General features: G+C 67.9%; 11 protein-coding genes. 8 read left to right on the forward strand and 3 right to left on the reverse strand.

Going from position 1 to position 14,917, the window contains the following annotated elements; all coding sequences use genetic code 11:
* Positions 1–17 precede the first annotated feature (17 nt).
* Positions 18–917, reverse strand: a complete 900-nt coding sequence (locus tag HOP52_RS04065) for a LysR family transcriptional regulator (RefSeq protein ID WP_238975997.1) — start codon at positions 915–917, stop codon at positions 18–20.
* 133 nt (positions 918–1,050) lie between these two features.
* Between HOP52_RS04065 and HOP52_RS19690 the strand changes: the two genes are divergently transcribed.
* From HOP52_RS19690 to HOP52_RS04085, 4 genes are read left to right on the forward strand one after another with little or no spacing between them, the layout of a single operon-like run.
* Complete coding sequence (locus HOP52_RS19690) at positions 1,051–2,820, forward strand: acyl-CoA dehydrogenase family protein (protein ID WP_238975998.1); 1,770 nt, start codon at positions 1,051–1,053, stop codon at positions 2,818–2,820.
* Positions 2,817–4,013, forward strand: a complete 1,197-nt coding sequence (locus HOP52_RS04075; protein ID WP_238975999.1) for a CaiB/BaiF CoA transferase family protein — start codon at positions 2,817–2,819, stop codon at positions 4,011–4,013. Before HOP52_RS19690 ends, HOP52_RS04075 begins: the two co-directional genes overlap by 4 nt.
* A 60-nt stretch (positions 4,014–4,073) precedes the next feature.
* On the forward strand, positions 4,074–5,201 hold the full coding sequence (locus HOP52_RS04080) for a TAXI family TRAP transporter solute-binding subunit (RefSeq protein WP_238976000.1): 1,128 nt from the start codon (positions 4,074–4,076) through the stop codon (positions 5,199–5,201).
* A 50-nt stretch (positions 5,202–5,251) separates the two neighbouring features.
* Complete coding sequence (locus HOP52_RS04085; RefSeq protein WP_238976001.1) at positions 5,252–7,180, forward strand: TRAP transporter permease; 1,929 nt, start codon at positions 5,252–5,254, stop codon at positions 7,178–7,180.
* A gap of 106 nt (positions 7,181–7,286) precedes the next feature.
* On the opposite strand, the gene HOP52_RS04090 is transcribed toward HOP52_RS04085, so the two are convergent.
* Together HOP52_RS04090 and HOP52_RS04095 are read right to left on the reverse strand one after the other, a co-directional pair.
* Complete coding sequence (locus HOP52_RS04090) at positions 7,287–8,495, reverse strand: 3-oxoadipyl-CoA thiolase (protein ID WP_238976002.1); 1,209 nt, start codon at positions 8,493–8,495, stop codon at positions 7,287–7,289.
* Between the two features lie 11 nt (positions 8,496–8,506).
* On the reverse strand, positions 8,507–10,054 hold the full coding sequence (locus tag HOP52_RS04095; protein WP_238976003.1) for a 3-hydroxyacyl-CoA dehydrogenase: 1,548 nt from the start codon (positions 10,052–10,054) through the stop codon (positions 8,507–8,509).
* Positions 10,055–10,265: 211 nt separating this feature from the next.
* On the opposite strand from HOP52_RS04095, the gene HOP52_RS04100 reads away from it, so the two are divergent.
* The 4 genes from HOP52_RS04100 to HOP52_RS04115 are packed head-to-tail and all read left to right on the forward strand — an operon-like array spanning position 10,266 to position 14,825.
* Positions 10,266–11,417, forward strand: a complete 1,152-nt coding sequence (locus HOP52_RS04100; RefSeq protein ID WP_238976004.1) for an acyl-CoA dehydrogenase family protein — start codon at positions 10,266–10,268, stop codon at positions 11,415–11,417.
* Complete coding sequence (locus HOP52_RS04105; protein ID WP_238976005.1) at positions 11,417–13,018, forward strand: class I adenylate-forming enzyme family protein; 1,602 nt, start codon at positions 11,417–11,419, stop codon at positions 13,016–13,018. The genes HOP52_RS04100 and HOP52_RS04105 overlap by 1 nt, the downstream gene beginning before the upstream one ends.
* Positions 13,015–13,446, forward strand: coding sequence for a PaaI family thioesterase (locus HOP52_RS04110; protein WP_238976006.1), 432 nt, complete (start codon positions 13,015–13,017; stop codon positions 13,444–13,446). Before HOP52_RS04105 ends, HOP52_RS04110 begins: the two co-directional genes overlap by 4 nt.
* On the forward strand, positions 13,443–14,825 hold the full coding sequence (locus HOP52_RS04115; RefSeq protein ID WP_238976007.1) for a hypothetical protein: 1,383 nt from the start codon (positions 13,443–13,445) through the stop codon (positions 14,823–14,825). The genes HOP52_RS04110 and HOP52_RS04115 overlap by 4 nt, the downstream gene beginning before the upstream one ends.
* Positions 14,826–14,917 lie beyond the last annotated feature (92 nt).

The following is a 14,917-nucleotide window of genomic DNA, read 5'->3' on the forward strand; positions in this document are numbered from 1 at the left end:
GAACCTAGTATCGCATATCAGGCGCCGTCTGCCTGCCCGATCCCCTCGACGATATCGATCAACAGGTCGCGGTTGGGGGTCTCGCCTTCCTTTAACCAGACGCACAGGGACTGGTGGCGGATGGTTACATCGCTCAGGGGCAGGAAGACCACGTTGGAGAAGTGACTGCCGGCCAGTGCCGCGGGCACCAGGGCCACCCCCATGCCGTGAGCGATCAGGGCGACGATGGTCAGCCACTGGGAAACCTCGTGGGTGATGGTGGGCTTCAGGTCGGCGACATGGAAGAGGCCGAGGATACGGTCGTAGTAGTGGGGCGAGAGGTCGCGGCGGAACATCACCAGCGGCTCGCCGGCGAGATCGCGCAGGCTCAGCGCGCTGCGCGAGGCCAGGGGGTGGTGGCGCGGCAGGCAGCCGAGGAAGGGCTCGTCGGCCAGTGCCAGGGTGTCCAGCGTCTCGGGCAGCGGCATGGCGTGGATGAAGCCGATATCCAGCTGCCCCGTCTCCAGTCCCTGGACCTGGTCGGCGGAGTTGCGCTCCAGCAGCTGGATCTCGATCCCGGGATGGGTGGCCTGCAGCGCCTGCAATGCCCGGGGCAGGCGGCGAAAGAGCATCGCCGGAGTGAAGCCGACCCGCAGCACCCCCGAGGCCCCCTCGGCGATACGGCGTACCAGCTTTCGGGACTCCTCCAGATCCTCCAGCAGCCGGCGTGCCTGGCGCTGGAAGGCCTCGCCCGCGCTGGTCAGGGCCACGTGCTTGCTGCTGCGCGCCAGCAGTTGCACGCCGAGTTCCTCTTCCAGCTGGCGCAGGCTGGCGCTTAACGGCGGCTGGGAAATATGCAGCCGCTGGGCGGCGCGACCGAAGTGGAGCTCCTCGGCGAGCACCAGAAAGTAGCGTAGCTGGCGGAAGGTCAGGGCCATGGGAGTCTCCTGCTGGGGCGGGCAATCATATGGAAAATACTATCGTATCTTCGGTAATCGGTATTGGAAGCGGCGCGGAATCGGCTTCTAGTATGCGGAATATAATATCAAAACCGCAGAAGAGGAGACGAGCGTGTCCGAGTCCATCCACCGCAACATTCCCGACAGTCGGGGCCACAACGCCTTCACCGTGGACCCCGAGTTTGCGCGGCTGCTGGCGATCTATCTGGAACCCGAGCTGCGCGAGCACCTGGCCCCGGCCTTCCACGAACTGGGTGAGCTGGTGGGCGACGAGCTGGAGTCCCTGGCCCTGGAGGCCGACCGCCATCCCCCGGTGCTGCAGCTGCGCACCCGCAACGGTGCCGACCTGCAGCGCATCGACAAGCATCCGGCCTATCGCCGGCTCGAGCACTACGCCTATTCTCATTTCGGGCTGGCCGCCATGTCCCATCGTGGCGGGGTGCTCGGCTGGCCCGAGCCGCTGCCGCCCATCGCCAAGTACGGCCTGACCTATCTCTTCGTGCAGGCGGAGTTCGGGCTCTGCTGCCCGCTCAGCATGACTGACTCCCTGACCCGCACCCTGCGCAAGTTCGGCTCCGAGGAGTTGATCGAGCGCTATCTCGGCAACCTGACCGCCCAGGACGAGGAGCAGCTCTTCCAGGGCGCCATGTTCATGACCGAGCAGGATGCCGGCTCCGACGTGGGGGCGATCACCACCGAGGCGCGCTTCGAGGAGGGCGTCTGGCGCCTCTATGGCGACAAGTGGTTCTGCTCCAATCCGGATGCTGCCCTGGCCATGGTGCTGGCGCGCCCGGTGGGCGGCGAGCCGGGGACCCGCGGCCTGACGCTCTTCCTGCTGCCGCGCCGCCTGGCCGACGGTAGCCTCAACCGCTACCGCATCCTGCGCCTCAAGGACAAGCTGGGGACCCGCTCCATGGCCAGCGGTGAGATCGTCCTGGAGGGGGCCGAGGCCTATGTGGTGGGCGAGTCGGGCAAGGGCTTCAAGCAGATGACCGACATGATCAACATGTCGCGGCTCTCCAACGGTGTACGCTCAGCCGGCCTGATGCGCCGGGCGGTCAACGAGGCACTGTTCATCGCCCGCCACCGGGTGGCCTTCGGTCGCCGGCTGATCGACCTGCCCCTGATGCAGCGTCAGCTGCTCAAGATGCTGCTCACCGCCGAGCAGGGGCGCAGCCTGGTCTTCCATACCGCCGACTGTCTGCGCCGCGCCGATGGTGGTGACGCGGAGGCCGCCAAGTTGCTGCGTATCCTCACCCCCCTGATCAAGTTCCGCACCACCCGGGATGCCCGCAAGGTGGCCGGCGACGGCATGGAGGTGCGCGGCGGCTGCGGCTACATCGAGGAGTGGTCGGATGCCCGGGTGCTGCGCGACGCCCATCTCGGCTCCATCTGGGAGGGCACCAGCAACATCGTGGCCCTGGACGTCTTCCGCGCCATCCGTCGCGAGGGCACCCTGCCGGTGCTGGCGAGCTACCTGCGGCGTCTGCTGGACGAGTCGGCGCTGGGCCAGGGCGAGCGTGCGCTGCTGGGCGAGCTGCTGGCCAAGGGAGTGAGCGCCGCCGAGCGCGTCGCCGCCAATCCCCAGGACGAGGCCGAGGTGCGGCGCATCGCCACTACCCTCTACCATCTCGCCTCGGCGGTCTTCCTGGCCTGGGAGGCGGGGCAACAGCACGATGACCGGCGGCGTCAGGCCCTGGCCGCCCTGGTGATGCGCTACCGCCTGCTGCCCCAGGATCCGCTGGCGGTGGACGAGGTGCCCGCGGCGTCGCTCGCCGAGCTGCTCGCCGAGACGCCCCTGGACGCCGCGGCGGTCGAGCGGCTGATCGCTGGCCTGGGGCTGCCCGAGGCGGCGCCGCACGCCGAGGGGGTGACGGCATGAACGTACCGCTTACCTCCCTGAACGGCATTCGTGTCATCGATCTGAGCCGGGTGCTGGGCGGCCCCTACTGCACCCAGGTGCTCGCCGACCACGGCGCCGACGTGATCAAGATCGAGCCACCCAGCGGCGACGAGACCCGCGGCTGGGGCCCCCCCTTCTCGGGGGACGCCTCCTCCTACTTCCATGGCCTCAACCGCGGCAAGCGGGGCATGGCGCTGGATCTGCGCCAGGAGGCGGGCCGGGCGCTGCTGCTCGAGCTGCTGGAAACCGCCGACGTGCTGGTGGAGAACTTCAAACCGGGCACCCTGGAGAAGTGGGGGCTGGGCTACGAGATCCTCAAGGCGCGTTTTCCGTGGTTGATCCACTGCCGGATCAGCGGCTTCGGCGCCGACGGCCCCCTCGGCGGATTGCCCGGCTACGATGCGGTGATCCAAGCCATGGCCGGGCTGATGAGCGTCAACGGCGAGGCCGACGGTGAGCCGCTGCGGGTCGGCCTGCCCATCGTCGACATCGTCACCGGCCTCAATGCGGTGATCGGGATCAGTCTGGCGCTGCACGAGCGGGCCTGCAGCGGGGAGGGGCAGTTCGTCGAGGCGGCGCTGTTCGATTCGGGACTGTCGCTGATGCACCCGCACTTCCCCAATGTCTTCTACGGCGGGCCGGCGCCGCGGCGCACCGGCAATGCCCATCCCAACATCGCGCCCTACGAGGTGTACCGCACCGCTACCCGGCCGCTCTTCCTGACCGTGGGCAACAACGGCCAGTTCGCCAAGCTGTGCGAGATGCTCGGCTGTCCCGAACTGGTGGAGGATCCGCGTTTCGTCGACAACGGGGCGCGCCTGACCCATCGCGAGGCGCTGCGCGAGGCCCTGGAGGCGGTGCTGGCCGACCAGGACGGCACGACACTGGCGGAGCGCCTGATCCGCGCCGGGGTGCCCTGCGGACCGGTGATGGAGACCCATGACATCCTGGCGCACCCGCACACCGCCCATCGGGAGATGATCGTCGATATCGGCGCCTATCGGGGCACCGGCTCGCCGATCAAGTTGGGGCGGACGCCGGCTTGCTATCGGCGGCCACCGCCGCGCTTCGCCGAGCACACCGATGAAGTCCTCACCGAACTGGGCATCGTCCCGGCCAGGCTGGCCGAACTGCGCGCCCAGGGGGTGATTCCCGAGCCGCGCCTCGAGTGAGGCGCATCCCTGTCCACTACCCACGACAATTAACATCAACAACAAATGGAGCACCATGCCATGACCCCCAAGACACTGACCGCCGGCCTGCTGGCCGCTTCCCTGATCGGCCTTGGTTCCGCCCAGGCCGAGGGCTTGCCCGACACCATGACCTGGACCGCCTACGACGTAGGCTCCCAGGGCCACTCCGAGGCCTCGGCCATCGCCGACGCCTTCGGGCGAGCCCACAACACGCGCATTCGCATCCAGCCCGCCGGCTCGGCGATCGGGCGCCTGCAGCCCCTGCTTAGCGGGCGTGCCGACTATGCTTATCTGGCCACCGAGTCCTTCTTCGCCTCGGAGGGCACCTATGACTTTGCCGAGCGCCGCTGGGGACCCCAGGACCTGCGCGCCGTGGCCGGTCGTCCCTCCACCTTCGGCGTGCCCACTGCTGCCGATGCCAACATCCACAGCCTGGAGGATCTGCGCGGCAAGCGGGTCGCCTATGTCGCTGGCAACCCATCCGTTAACGTCAAGTGCGACGCTATCCTGGCCTTCGGCGGGCTGACCCGCGATGACGTGGATGCGGTCATGTTTCCGGCGCACGGCGCGGCCATGAGCTCCCTGGTGCAGAACCGTGCCGATGCCGCCTGTACCACGACCACGGCCAGCCAGCTCTATGAGCTGGAGGAGTCATCGAGAGGGCTTCGCTGGGTCGACATTCCCGCCGATAATGAGGAGGGGTGGGAGCGTATGAATCGGGTGGCACCGGTCTTCCAGCCCTTCCAGGAGACCATCGGCGCCGGGCTCTCGGCGGAGAATCCCGCCAACATGCTGGCCTATCGCTATCCGATCATCGTCTCGCTCGCCGACCGCAGCGACGACGAGGTCTATGCCTTCGTCAAGGCCCTCGACGAGACCTATGATCTCTACAAGGATGCCACCTCGGCCATTCACCGCTGGGCCATCGAGGACGCCGGGGTGCCGCCCATCGACATTCCCTTCCACCCGGGCGCGGTGCGCTACCTGGAAGAGAAGGGCATCTGGGACGACGAGATGCAGGCCTGGAACGAGGCGCGCCTGGCCCGTCTCGAGGCCCTGAAGGCGGCCTGGGAGCAGGCCATCGTGGAGGGCGAGAGCCTGGACGATGCGGCCTTCGCCGAGCTCTGGGAGGAGCGTCGCCAGGCGGTCCTCGCCGAACGTTCGTAATGCTCCGGCCGGGGCGTCGGCCCCGGCCTTCTCTCGCAAGGGCCCCGACCATGAGTGATACCCACAACACGCGGTTGAACGGCGTTGCCCGAGGCGTGGTGATGATCCTCGGCCTCACCGGGCTGCTGATGGCCATCAACCAGACCTTCGGGCTGAAGCTGTTCGGCTTCTATCCCCTCGGCAACGCCTTCCTCTACTACCTGATCGGCATCTTCCTGGCCGCGGCGCTGCTCTGCTATCCCGCCCGGGCCGCCGACACCGACCGCCTGCCCTGGTACGACTGGGGGCTGGCCGCTGCCGCCCTGGGCTGTGCCGGCTACCTGGGGCTCAACGGGCTGCGCATGACCCAGGAGGGCTGGGAGTTCTTCGCCCCGGTTGAGGCGACCCTGGTGGCCACCTTGACGATCCTGCTGGTGCTGGAGGGGGTGCGCCGCTGCGGCGGCTGGGCGATCTTCACGGTGGCCCTCGTCTTCGGCCTCTACCCGCTCTATGCCGGCCATATGCCGGGCTTCCTGTGGAGCAACCCCTTCGCCCTGGACGAGACGATCCGTGCCCATGTGATGGGGGCGGAGAGCATCATCGGCGTGCCCATGCAGGTGGTGGCCAACCTGATCATCGGCTTCGTGGTGTTCGGCATCGCCCTGACCATCACCGGCGGCGGGGAGTTCTTCATGAACTTCGCCACCGCCCTGATGGGCCGGAGTCGCGGCGGCCCGGCCAAGGTGGCGGTGGTCTCCAGCGCCTTCATGGGCAGCCTCTCGGGCAGCGCCGTCTCCAACATCCTCACCACCGGGACCATCACCATCCCCGCCATGAGGCGCAGCGGCTACTCGCGGGAGTATGCCGCCGCCGTGGAGGCCTGTTCCTCCACCGGGGGAACCCTGATGCCGCCGGTGATGGGCGCTGTGGCCTTCATCATGGCCTCCTTCCTGGGGGTGAGCTATGCCGAGGTGATGATCGCGGCGCTGCTGCCGGCGATCCTCTTCTACCTGGCGCTGCTGCTGCAGGTGGACCACTATGCGGCCCGCAAGGGGCTCAAGGGCATGCGCCCGGAGGAGATCCCGCGGGTGCTCGACACCCTGAAACAAGGCTGGCCCTATCTGCTCAGCCTGGTGGTGCTGATCTACATGCTGCTGGTGATGCGTCTGGAGAGCTACGCCCCCTACTATGCGACCCTGGTGCTGCTGGCCATCTCGCTGTTCCGGCGCCGGCAGCGGCTGAGTCTCGCCAAGGGGCTCGACTTCCTCTATCGGCTGGCCCACGGCATCGGCAACCTGGTGGCGGTGCTGGCGGGCATCGGCCTGGTGGTGGGGGGGCTCTCCTATACCGGGGTGGCCGGCTCCTTCTCCCGGGAGCTCTTGCTCTATGCCGGCGGCAGCATTCCGCTGATGCTGGCGGCGGGGGCGGTGACCAGCTTCGTGCTGGGCATGGGCATGACGGTGAGCGCCTGCTACATCTTCCTGTCGATCCTGCTGGCGCCGGCGCTGGTGGGGGCGGGACTTGATCCTCTGGGCAGCCATCTGTTTATCCTCTACTGGGGCATGCTCTCCTATATCACGCCACCGGTGGCGCTGGCGGCGATCACCGCCGCGGGTGTGGCGGGGGCCAACAACACCCGCACCAGCCTGCACGCGGTGCGCCTCGGCGGGGTGCTCTTCGTGCTGCCCTTCCTGTTCGTGCTCAACCCGGCGCTGATCCTGCAGGGGCCCCTGGATCGCATCCTGCTGTCGTCGCTCACCGCCCTCACGGCCATCTGGCTGGTAGCGGCGGCCATGGAGGGCTATCTCTACCGGGTCGGCACGATCGGCTGGTTGCCGCGCCTGCTGCTGCTGCTGGCCGCCAGCCTGCTGATCTATCCGGAGTGGCGCAGCGACCTGATCGGCCTGGCATTGTTGGGAGGCGGCTACCTGTGGCTGGCAGGCCCCTTTCGCCGCCGGGCGCCGCTCACGGGCGTGAGCGAGAAGCCGCGCGCCGGCTGACGCCCGCCTGACGCACCAGGAACAACGCCGCCGCCCGAAGGGCGGCGGCGTTGTTCTTATGGTGATAGGCAACGAGACAGTGAGCGGGCGGTGCCCGCCCCGCGGCTCAGCCCTCCAGGCGTTCGATCACGCAGGCGATGCCCTGGCCCACGCCGATGCACATGGTGACCAGGGCGTAACGGCCGCCCGAGGCCTCCAACTGACGCAGGGCGGTGAGCGCCAGGCGGGCGCCGGAGGCCCCCAGCGGGTGGCCGATGGCGATGGCGCCGCCGTTGGGGTTGAGGCGCGAGTCGTCGGCGGCAAGGCCTAGCCCCTCCAGGCAGCCCAGCACCTGGACGGCAAAGGCCTCGTTGATCTCGATCAGGTCCATCTGGTCGAGGCCGAGTCCCGCCCGGGCCAGGGCCTTCTGCGAGGCGGGCACCGGCCCCAGGCCCATCACCCGCGGCGCCACCCCGGCCACGGCACCGGCCAGGAGACGGCCGCGGGGGCGCACTCCGGCGCGCTCGCCGGCGGCGCGGCTGCCGACGATCAGGGCGGCGGCGCCGTCATTGATGCCGGAGGCGTTGCCGGCGGTGACCACGCCGCCCTCGAACAGCGGTGACAGTCGGCCGAGCTTGTCGGCATCGGTGCCGGGTCGCGGGTGCTCGTCGCCCTCGACCCGGCGAGGGGGCTGCTTGCGTCCCTGGGATACCTCGATACCGAGGATCTCCGCGTCGTAGAAGCCTTGGCCTAGGGCGTCGCCGTAGCGGGCCTGGGAGCGCGCCGCGAAGGCGTCGCAGGCCGCCCGGCCGATCCCCAGGTCGTGGGCGATGTTGTCGGCGGTCTCCGGCATGCTGTGATTGCCATATTCCGCAGTGAGCCGCGGATTGGGGAAGCGCGAGCCGATCACGGTGTCGTAGAGCGGCTGGTTGCGGGCGAAGGGGGAGTCCGCCTTGCCCAGCACATAGGGAGCACGGGACATGGACTCCACGCCGCCGGCCAGGAACAGCTGCCCCTCGCCGCTGTGGATCGCCCGGGCGGCGTCCATCACCGCGGCCAGACCGCTGCCGCACAGGCGGTTGAGGGTCTGGCCGGCGACCTCGACGGGCAGGCCGGCCAGCAGGGCGCCGTGGCGGGCCACGTTGCGGGAGTCCTCGCCGGCCTGGTTAGTGCAGCCGGCCAGCACCTCCTCGTAGTCTTCGGAGGCGAAGCCGTTGCGTGCCACCAGGGCGGCCAGCACCTGGCCGAGCAGGTCATCGGGGCGCAGCGTGGCGAGTTCGCCGCCGTGGCGACCGAAGGGGGTGCGGATGCCGTCGTAGAGATAGGCGTCTAGCATGGGGGTTCCTCTCAGCAGGGATCGGGGGTGGTCAGGGGCAGGCCGAGGCGGGCGCGCCGGCGCAGCCAGGGGCTGGGGCGGTAGCGGGGGTCGCCGGTCGCGGCCAGCAGGGTCTCGAGGATGGTCAGGATGCGCCGGCTGCCATAGTGGTCGCCCAGCGCCAGGGGGCCGCGGGGGTAGCCGAGCCCCAGCTCCACGGCACGGTCGATGGTGGCCGGCTCGGCGACCCGCTGCTGGGCGATCTCGGCGCCCACGTTGACGATGCAGGCGATCACTCGCTGCAGCACGAAGCCGTGGCTGTCGTTGAGCACGCTCACCGGGGTGTCGTCGTGGCCCAGCAGGGCCCAGGCGGCATCCCGATAGCGGGTCTCGGTGGCCGGGCTGGCCATCAGGCAGCGCCGCCCGGCGAGGCCGCCCAGGGTCTCCACCGCCACGCAGCGGCTCGGATCGAGGCCCTGGCGCAGGGCACAGTCGGTGGTGTCCTCGCCAAGCGGCGTCAGCAGGCAAAGCGACCCCGCGGCGGGCCGCTCGCCCGCCTCCAGGGGCCAGCCGGCGGCCGAGACGAGCGCCGAGAGTGCCTGGGCGGCCTCGGGGTCTTCGGGGCTGACCCACACGGGCAGGGGAGCGGTTGCCGGTGGAGCCGGTTCCGCCGCCACCACCGCCTGGCCATCCACGTAGCGATAGAAGCCCTCGCCGCTTTTGCGGCCCAGCAGCCCGGCGATGAGACGCTGGCCGGTGAGCGGCGACGGCCGGAAGCGGGGCTCCTGGTAGTACTGGTGATAGATCGACTCCATCACCGCGTGGGAGACATCGAGGCCGGTCAGGTCGAGCAGGGCGAAGGGCCCCATGCGGAAGCCGCCCAGATCTTCCAGGAGGCGGTCGATGGTGATGGTGTCGGCGACGCCTTCGCCGAGCAGGCGCAGCGCCTCGGTGCCATAGGCGCGGCCGGCATGGTTGACCAGAAACCCTGGGGTGTCGGTGGCGCGGGCGGTGAAGTGGCCCATGGCCTGACCCAGCGCCTCCACCGCCGCGGTCACCTCGGGAGCAGTGCGCACCCCGGGGATCACCTCGGCGATCTTCATCAGCGGCACGGGGTTGAAGAAGTGGAAGCCGATCACCCGCTCCGGGCGCCGGCAGGCCGAGGCGATGGCGGTGACCGACAGCGAGGAGGTATTGGTGGCCAGCACCGCCTCCTCGTGCAGCACGTCCTCCAGTTCGACGAACAGGGCCTGCTTGGCCTCCAGCTTCTCGACGATGGCCTCCACCACGATATCGCAGTCGGCCAGGTCCGTCAGATCGGCGGCTTCGTGCAGTCGGGCTCGGTAGCACGCCAGGTCCTCCTCACTCAGGCGCCCCTTCGCCACCCCGCGTGACCAGACCGCGTTGATGAAGTCCCTCGCCTCATCGACCGCGCCCGGGCGGGCATCATGGAGGGTGACCTCGAGGCCGGCCTGGGCGGCCAGCTGGGCGATGCCGCGGCCCATGGCGCCGGTACCGACGAGGCCGAGGCGTCGGAAACGAAGGGGCGGAGTGACCTCCGGGGGGGCGACGGTCGACATGGCGGGATTCTCCTCACGATTGGGTATCGGGACAGATAGGGCTCTGTTGTTTTGCAAAGCGGAATCGTATTTCGTTTATTGACTCACATCCTAGGCTATGCAAAAGTGCCTGGCAATAGATGCAAACGACAATTCCATGATGCAGAACCGGCTCTCTTGACGTTGCTGACTCCCTGGGACCCGCCTGCCACTCGATCTGTGAGGACACGCCATGATTCGCGATCCGGAACTCCTGAATCAGCTTCTCGATACCATTTCCCGTTTCGTGCGCGAACGACTGATTCCCAATGAGGCGCGCCTGGCCGAGGACGATGCCGTCCCCCCCGAGTTGCTCGCAGAGATGAAGGAGATGGGGCTGTTCGGCCTGTCGATCCCCGAAGAGTACGGCGGTCTCGGCTTGACCATGGAGGAAGAGGCGCTGGTGGCCATGGAGATCGGCAAGACCTCACCGGCGTTTCGTTCGGTCTTCGGCACCAACAACGGCATCGGCGCCCAGGGCATCCTGATCGACGGTACCCCGGAGCAGAAAGAACGCTACGTGCCGCCACTGGCCACCGGCGAGATCCTGAGCTCGTTCTGCCTCACCGAGCCCGATGTCGGTTCCGACGCTGCCAGCCTGCGCACCACGGCCGTACGCGACGGCGATCACTACATCCTCAATGGCACCAAGCGCTACATCACCAATGGTCCCGAGGCGGATCTGTTCACCGTGATGGCACGAACGGATCCCGACAACAAAGGTGCCGGTGGCATTTCGGCCTTTATCGTCGAAGGCGACACCCCCGGACTCGAGCGCGGGCCTGCCGACAACAAGATGGGTCAGAAGGGTGCCCATACCTGCGATATCATCTTCAACGACTGCCGGGTGCCGGCCGAGAACATCATCGGCGGGCGCGAGGGGCAGGGTTTCAAGACGGCGATGAAGGTACTCGACCGCGGCCGCCTGCATATCTCCGCCGTCTGTGTCGGTGTCGCCGATCGGCTGGTGGCGGAGTCGCTCAGCTATGCCATGGAGCGCCAGCAGTTCGGTGTGCCGCTCTCCGGTCATCAGCTGATCCAGGCGATGCTCGCCGACAGCAAGACCGAGGCCTATGCCGGCCGCACCATGGTCCTCGACGCCGCACGCCGCAAGGATGCCGGCGAGGATGTCTCGACGCTGGCCTCGTGCGCCAAGCTGTTCTGTGCCGAGATGGTCGGCCGCGTCGCCGATCGTGCGGTTCAGGTTCACGGCGGAGCGGGCTACATGGCGGAGTACGCCGTCGAGCGTTTTTACCGGGACGTGCGGCTGTTCCGTATCTACGAGGGCACCACCCAGATCCAGCAGCTGGTGATCGCCCGCAACATGGTGCGGGAGGCATCCTGATGGCCCTTTCCGTGACACGCCGGGCACCCGATGAGGCCATCTTCGGCCGTCTGGCCAGCGAGCTTGTGGCGGAGTTGCCCGACCGGTTGAGTCACCGCGTGCTCGACAATGCCCGGCGCCTTCCCGACCGGGCGGCACTGGTCGATGGCGAGGTCCGCTGGAGCTATGCCGACCTGGGGCGCGAGATTCTCGAGGCCCGGGAGTGGCTGGTCTCGCTGGGGATTCGTCCGGGCGACCGCCTGATGACGGTCGGCGAGAACAGTCGTGCCCTGGTGGTGGTGCTGCTGGCGGCCAGCGAACTCGATGCCTGGGTGGCGATCGTCAATTCTCGCCTGACGGCCAAGGAAATCGACCTGATCCGCGATAACTGTCTGCCCCGGCGCATCTTCTATACCAGCGAGGCGTCCCCCGATGCGGAAGCGCACGGCCGTCGCCACGCTGCCGAGCCCCTGGCGCACTCCAGCCTGGGCGCATTGCAGGTAGGAGCGCTTGCCGACAGCGATCCGGAACCGGTGGCGGCCAGTGGCGCCGAGCAGGTCGCGGCGATGATCTACACCTCGGGCACCACCGGCACGCCCAAGGGCGTCATGCTGACCCATCGTGGCATCCTCTATATCGCCTCGATCTCGGGTGGCATGCGCCATCTCAGTGAGGGGCAGCGCGTTTACGGGGTGTTGCCCATGTCCCATGTCTTCGGTCTCTCCTCGGTGTGCATGGGATCGCTCTACAATGGCGCCTGCCTCTATACGGTGCCGCGCTTCGATGCGGCGATGCTGCTCGACGCCCTGAAGCGGGAACGCATCACCGTGCTGCAGGGGGTTCCGGCCATGTACGCGCGAACCCTGGAGTTTCTGCGCCGGCAGGGGCAGGCCCTCGAGATACCCGCGCTAATCTATATCTCCGCGGGCGGCTCGCCCCTGGATGCCGACATCAAGGGGCGAGTGGAGGCGGCGTTCGGCTTGACCCTGCACAACGGCTACGGGTTGACCGAGGCCAGTCCGACCATCAGCCAGACGCGTATCGATGATCGCCACGCCAACAATACCGTGGGGCGTGTCCTGCCGCTGCTGGAGTATCGCCTCGAGCCCCTGGATGCGAGCGGCGATAACGCCGATGACGGTGACGAGGTGGGTGAGCTCTGGGTGCGCGGGCCCAATGTGATGAAGGGCTACTTTCGTCAGCCCGAGGCAACGCGTGCCTGTCTCAGCGAGGATGGCTGGCTCAACACCGGTGATATTGCACGCTTCGACGAGGATGACCAGCTCTATATCGTGGGGCGCAGCAAGGAGCTGATCATCCGCTCCGGGTTCAATATCTACCCACCCGATGTGGAGGCGGTGATCAACGAACATCCCGATGTGACACTCTCGGCCGTGGTGGGACGCCAGGTAGCGGGCAACGAGGAAGTGGTGGCCTTCGTGCAGTGCGAGCCGGGGGCGGACCTCGAGGAGACAGCGCTTAGGACGTTCATTGCCGAGCGGCTGGCGCCCTACAAGCGGCCCTCGCGGATCGTGCTGGTGGAGAGTCTGCCCGCGACGGCCAGCGGCAAGATCCTCAAGGGGCGCCTTCGCGACATGGCACAAGGGGAGGAGCCGTCATGAGTGATTCCTTGCCGTTGTCGTGGCGGATGGTGGGCTTCCAGGAGCTGCTGGGCGTTCGCGTCGTCGACTGGGAGCCGGATCGGGTGACCCTCGCGCTGAGAGTCGAGCCGCATCACCTCAACCGCAGCGGCATCGTCCACGGTGGCGTTCTCTGTACCCTGCTGGATGTCGCCACGAGCTTTGCGGGCCTCTACTGCGAGGCGCCGGATCAGCTGCGCAAGGCGATGACGCTGTCGCTCTCCACCACCTTCGTTGCGCCGGCCAAGGGAGCGACGCTGCGCGCCGTCGGGCGGCTGGAAGGGGGAGGGCGCAGCACCTACATGGCCAGCGGCAAGGTGTTCGACAGCGAAGGCAGTCTCGTGGCCATGGGGGAAGGAACCTTCCGCCGGCGTCGGGGCAGCGAGGCCAAGGAGGGAGAGGATCAGTGAGCCGGGATCGCCTGAGGGCTTCCCTGCTGCTGGTCGTGACGCTGGCGACCCTGGCAGACCTGGTGTTTGTCAACGCCCAGGCTCAGTGGTTGGCCATGGTCGCCCTGGGGGGGTATCTGCTCACCCTGCGTGGACTCTCGACCATGGCCCTCACCCTGTTGGGCGCGGCGGCCCTGCTTAGCCTGGTCGCGCTGTGGCACCACACCGCCCCCCTGGCGCTGCTGCGCGAGGCGGCGGGACGCTTCGCCTTCTTCGCGACCTTTCTGGTCGCCCTGGGCCTGCTGCGGCTACCCGCCTATCGGTCGAGGCTGGTGAAACGCTGCGGGCATGCCATGCTGCTTCAGCCGCCCAGTCGACGCTATCCGATCCTGTCGCTGGGCTCGGCGCTGTTCGGCATCATTCTCAACATCGGCGTGCTCAATCTCGTGGCCGCCATGATAGAGAAGAGCAATACCCTGGCGGCCGCTCAGGGGCGTCTGTGGGTCCAGCAGGCACGCCAGCGGCGCATGATGCTGGCGCTGCTGCGCGGCTTTGCCCTGGCGCCACTGGTGTCCCCCATGGGCATCGGCATGGCGGTCGTGCTCTCCAGCATGGAGGGCCTGCGCTGGATCGAACTGGCCCCCTACGCCCTGGGCGCGGCGCTGCTGCTGTTCCTGGTCGGCTGGGGGGTCGATCGCGTCACCGGCCCGCGACTGCAGCAGACCAGGGAGCATGCGGTTCCCTCGCTGAGGCCCTTGGGGCGTTTCTCCCTGTTGCTGCTCTCGCTGGTGGCGTTGATCTTCTCTCTCGCCTGGGGACTCGAACTTCAGTTGCCCACTGCCGTGCTGTTGGGGGCGCCCCTGGGGGCCTTCCTGTGGCTCTGCTGGCAGTTCCGTGGCCATGGCCTGGCGGGGATGCCGGCCGCCACGGTTGCCCTGCATCGCGGGTTTCCCAGGCTGGTTTCGCCGGCGTCCAACGAGATCGTGGTGCTGGGGGCGGCAGGCTATCTGGGGCACCTCTGCGTGGGATTGGTGGATGGTTCGGCCCTGGCCGGGAGTCTCGGCTTCCTGTCGTCGCTGGGAGCAGGCACGGCGGTGATCGCCATGCTGCTGGTGGCCGTGCTGGCGCAGGTTGGCGTCAACCCCATCGTCAGCGTCACCCTGCTGGTCGGTATCCTGCCGACGCTGGGCATCGAGGGACTGTCGCCGCCCATTCTTGCGGTCTCCCTGCTGGTGGGGTGGACGCTGGCGCTGATGTCATCCCCCATGACCGTCTCGATGCTGATTCTCTCTAGATTCACTGGTGTTTCATCGCTGCGGATCGGCTATCGCTGGAATGGCCTTTTTCTCTGTCTCGCCATGCCGCTATTGGCGGCGTGGTTCCTGGCAGCTCGCTTTTGAGCGCGACAATTGGCGCTTGACTGCGGCGCGGCCGTTCAGCACCATAATATAAATGAAACTAGATTTCGCAAAGCAGAATAAGGTGGCCCGTC

It is taken from the genome of Billgrantia campisalis (assembly GCF_022341425.1).
Classification (GTDB): domain Bacteria; phylum Pseudomonadota; class Gammaproteobacteria; order Pseudomonadales; family Halomonadaceae; genus Halomonas; species Halomonas campisalis.